Raw genomic sequence first — 4,445 nt, 5'->3', positions numbered from 1 at the left:
AGCGCCCGCCACACCGGCGCCGCAGACCTCGCCCGCGCCCCCAGCTATGGACGACCCGCCGGTCGCGCAGCAGGACAGTCAGCCAATGAACGACGTGCTGCGGCAACTCTTTAACCGGTGATGGGCTGACTGGCGGGCTGAACTCCACGGCAACCCCCTTACATCAGCCTTCCCGCCTCCGGCTTCCTCCGAACGGACGAGGCTGCGCCAATTCACTTCCCCTTCCAGCCGCCCGGCGTCCACAGCGAGTAACCACGCCGCCCGGTCGCGCGGCCGCGCGGCGGTCCTTTGGCCCAAATTGTGGTAGAACGGCCCCGAAGGGGCTACGGCCCGTAGCGCCGGCGTCGATGGCGGCGCGAGAGGATCGGGATGGCAGGAGCGAACGATAAGAGACGGTTTCTGCGCGAGGGCCTGTTCGCCAAATACGTCGTCTCCCTCGTCGGCCTCGTCGTGTTCGTCCTCGCCGTCAACGGCGCGATGGAGACCTGGATCTCCTACCGCGCCACCCGGACGCAGCTCACCGACGGCCTCGAGGACAAGGCGCAAGCCGCGGCCCGCCGGATCGAGCAGTCGATCTCGGAGCTCGATCGCCAGATCAGCTGGGTGACGCGGGCGAGCCAGGACACCCTCGAGAAGCGCCGCGCCGACTACGCCCAGCTGCTGCACCAGGTCTCCGTCGTCAACCAGCTGTTCCAGCTCAACGGCGATGGCCGCGAGGTGCTGCGCGTCTCGCGCCAGTCGACCACGACCGGCAGCAACGCCGACCTCTCCCGCGACATGCGCTTCACCGAGACCGTCGCCCGCGGCGTCAGCTATGCGCCGGCCTGGTTCGCCGACCGGACGCCGTTGATGTCGATCTCGGTGGCGCATTCCGGCTTCAATGCCGGCGTCACCGTGGCGGAGGTCGATCTCAGCTTCCTCTCCGACTTCCTGTCGGACGCGCAGGTCGGCAAGGCCGCCTTTGCCTATGTGGTCGATCCGCGCGGCCGCGTGCTGGCGACGTCGTCGAAAGGGCCCGATGTCGGCAAGGACCTGTCGAAGCTGCCGCAGGTCGCGGCCGCGATCGCGCCCGGCCACGAGCCCGACACCTCGGGCACCGACTTCAACGGCCATGCGGTGATGAGCGCCGCGAGCACCGTGCCGAAACTCGGCTGGAGCGTCCTGTTCGAGCAACCGACCACGCAGGCCCTGATGCCGATCCGCGACCAGCTGGTGCGCATCGCGCTCCTGATCGGGATGGGCCTGATGGTCGCTATCCTCGCCGGCACGCTGCTCGCCCGCCGCATGATCATCCCGATCACGGCGCTGCGCGACGGCGCGCACAAGCTCGGCGAGGGCGATTTCAGCCATCGCATCGAAGTGCGCACCTCGGACGAGCTGGAAGATCTTGCCGGCCAGTTCAACCGCATGGCCGGCCAGATCCAGGAGACCTATTCGAACCTGGAGACCAAGGTCGATGAGCGCACGCGCGATCTCGCGCAGTCGATCAACGAGCTGAAAGTTCTGGAGGAAGTCGGCCGCGCCGTCGCCTCCTCGCTCGATCTCAACGCCGTGCTGCCGACGATCGCCGCGCGTGCGATCGAGATCACCCATGCCGACGCGGTGCTGATCTACGGCTTCGATGCCGAGAGGCGCCGCTTCAACCTGGTCGAGGCCAATGGCATCGACAAATCCGCAGACGGCGCCCATGTCACCATCGACGAAGGCGAGAACATCCTGAGCGATGCCGCCAAGAGCGGCGAGCCGATCGCGCTTCCCGATCTCGATCATGCCGCCGAGCAGCCGCTGCGCGAGGTCGCGATCGCTGCCGGCTTCCACTCGGTGCTGGTTGTGCCGCTGGTCGACCAGCAGGGCACGCTCGGCTCGCTGGTGGTGCTGCGCCGCGCCGGTGGCGAGTTCGCCGGCAGCATCATCGGCCTGATGCGCACCTTCGCCAACCAGGCCGTGCTGGCGATGCGCAATGCGCGCCTGTTCACCGAGGTCGATCACAAGGGCCGCGAACTGGAGGCGGCGAGCGAGACCGTGCGGGCCCAGGCCGACAAGCTCAAGCAGCAGACCGAGCAGCTCAAGGACTGGAACAAGTCGCTGGAGGAGCGCGTCAAGACCCAGCTCGGCGAGATCGAGCGCATCCGCAAGCTCGAGCGTTTCCTGGCGCCCCAGGTGGCGCAGCTGATCGCTTCGTCCGACAGCCCCGAGGGGCTGCTCACCAGCCAGCGCCGCGAGGTGACCGTGGTGTTCTGCGACCTGCGCGGCTTCACCGCGTTCACGGAAGCGACCGAGCCGGAAGAGGCGATGAACGTGCTGCGCGAATATCATGCCGCGCTCGGCAAGCTGATCTTCAAATACGAGGGCACGCTCGACAAATATGCCGGCGACGGCGTGATGATCCTGTTCAATGCGCCGATCCAGTTCGAGGACCACACCAAGCGCGCAGTGAAGATGGCGGTGGAGATGCGCGAAACCATCGGCCCCTTGACCGAACGCTGGCGCAACCGCGGGCACAGTCTGGGCTTCGGCATCGGCATTGCGGTCGGCTATGCCACGCTAGGCCAGGTCGGCTTCGAGCAGCGGCTGGAATATGCCGCGATCGGCAGCGTCACCAACCTCGCCTCGCGCCTCTGCGGCGAGGCCAAGCCCAACCAGATCGTGGTCAGCCGCCGCGTCTACGGCATCGTCGAGCCTTTCGTCGAGGCCCGCGCCCTCGACGATCTCCAGCTCAAGGGTTTCAATCACCCCGTGCTCGCCATGGAGATCCTGAACTGGCGCGAGGAGGTGGAGAACGTGGTGGATGCCACGGCGGTGCGGATGCGGGGATAGCTTCCTCGCCTGCCTCAAATGGCGAGGCATCGCTTGTTAGCGCGCACCGACAGCATGTCGCGATCCCGCGGCACATCGCGCCCGGGTTTTGCGTAGGTCTTGCTACCCTTCGAAATGGAAGGGCGCAGGGAAGACCGGGCACCGGCTGGCACCCGCAAGACCCCTGTGCGTGAGTGCGTGATAGTCGCTCACAGGGGAGAAACAGGTGTGGCCGAATGCCCGGCCTTCCCTGCGCAGTGGTTGAAACGGCTTATGTCGCGCTCTCGCCGGTGAGTCGATTCTCTGTTGCCACCGTCGTCCTGCAGCTTTCATCGGATGCACAGGTCCGGTCGGACCTGCGCACCGCTGCAAGACTTGACGCCAGAAATTCGGGCGTCACGACCACACGATTTTGCCGTACGCGTTCGACATCGTCGTACACGCGCCCGCTGATCGCTCACGGGGACTACCCGCCCTGCGACCGCATCTGGCGCCAACGCCGCTCGCGTCCACCGCCCCTCACCCCACGAACCCTGACGATCGCGATCCGTCCCTTACCATGGGATGAGTTGGGAGGGAGCATAGGGCGTGTCGTAGTTCTGGTAAAGAGAAATTTGGATTATTCGAATAAGATGCGCAGAGCAAGCCTTCTCAGAACGTCGAAACAACCCCATGCACAATAGGCGGAAGATCATTCGGATCAATTGACTGTGAGGGCTAAGGTCGGGACGGCAGGGCTATCGGTCGATCCAGCAAAAAGATGATGCGCAACGGACTTCCCGCATCGTAGTACTAGGCGCACGTTTGACTGGAACGGTTGAGAAGAATGACAGGGGCCGAGGAAATGGCCAAGGGACTCATCCGCGGCGAGCTGCGGGCGAAGGCGGCCGAGAAAATCGTCGAGGCGGTAACGTGAGCGACACCCCCTCCCGCGGCGAGTTGATCCTCTACCGCACCGAGGACGGGCGGGACACGATCCGGCTGCGCGTGGTGGATGGCAGTCCGCCATCCGCGTTTCCTGCCGGCGCGAGGCGCGGCTCGGAGTACGGTTATCTAGTTGGGCTGCGGCTCGAAGCAACCGCACTTCTGGATGCTCCCCCGGACAATTTCCCCGAACCACATCCCACCTCCCCGCGACTAACCCTCGCCTCAACGGCGAGGCGACTCTGATCGGAGACGACCTGTGACGTTTGCCTTGCCTTCGCGTGCGTATGATCTGCAGATGCTGGACCGTCCCGCCGACCGGGCGCGCGACCAGGGCTGGGTCTATGGGCTGCCGCCGGGGATCAGCAGCGAGCAATGGCCGCTCGATCCGGTCACCGGCTTTCCGTTGATGCACGGCTTCACGCTGCTGCTGCCGGAAGACTATCGCGTGCATGGCGCGGACATCGTCGCATTGTCATTCTTCGGCACCCCGGCTGATCACACTGACGGCGGCGCGACCGATACCCCCGAGATCCGCGAGGCGGTGATGGCGCGGCCATCGCATCCGCGTCTGTCGCGCATGACCGACATCCTCGACTACGAATTTGCTGCGCTGTTGCTGACTAGAAGCGAATACGAAGGCGCGTTCGCGACGCCGCCGGCGCCGCTTGCGCTGGCAACAGTGGAGCGGCCGCGCTGGCTCGATGTCGGCGGCGCCAGCGCCT

1 protein-coding gene and 1 pseudogene are annotated in these 4,445 nt (G+C 65.8%); both read left to right on the top strand.

Translation table 11 applies throughout. The features are described from left to right. Positions 1-369 precede the first annotated feature (369 nt). Positions 370-2,817, top strand: coding sequence for an adenylate/guanylate cyclase domain-containing protein (locus MOV74_RS32085; RefSeq protein ID WP_246931014.1), 2,448 nt, complete (start codon positions 370-372; stop codon positions 2,815-2,817). 1,201 nt (positions 2,818-4,018) lie between these two features. Further along, a pseudogene (locus MOV74_RS32080) lies at positions 4,019-4,445 on the top strand (hypothetical protein); the annotation flags it as partial.

Source organism: Bradyrhizobium sp. SHOUNA76 (assembly GCF_023006445.1).
Taxonomy (GTDB): domain Bacteria; phylum Pseudomonadota; class Alphaproteobacteria; order Rhizobiales; family Xanthobacteraceae; genus Bradyrhizobium.
The sequence above is the reverse complement of the archived record's forward strand: the minus strand, read 5'-3'. Positions and strand labels throughout refer to the sequence as shown.

Bases quoted from the DNA above. Each gene is read 5' to 3' on its own strand.
- MOV74_RS32085 (WP_246931014.1), top strand. From the start codon at position 370: ATGGCAGGAGCGAACGATAAGAGACGGTTTCTGCGCGAGGGCCTGTTC.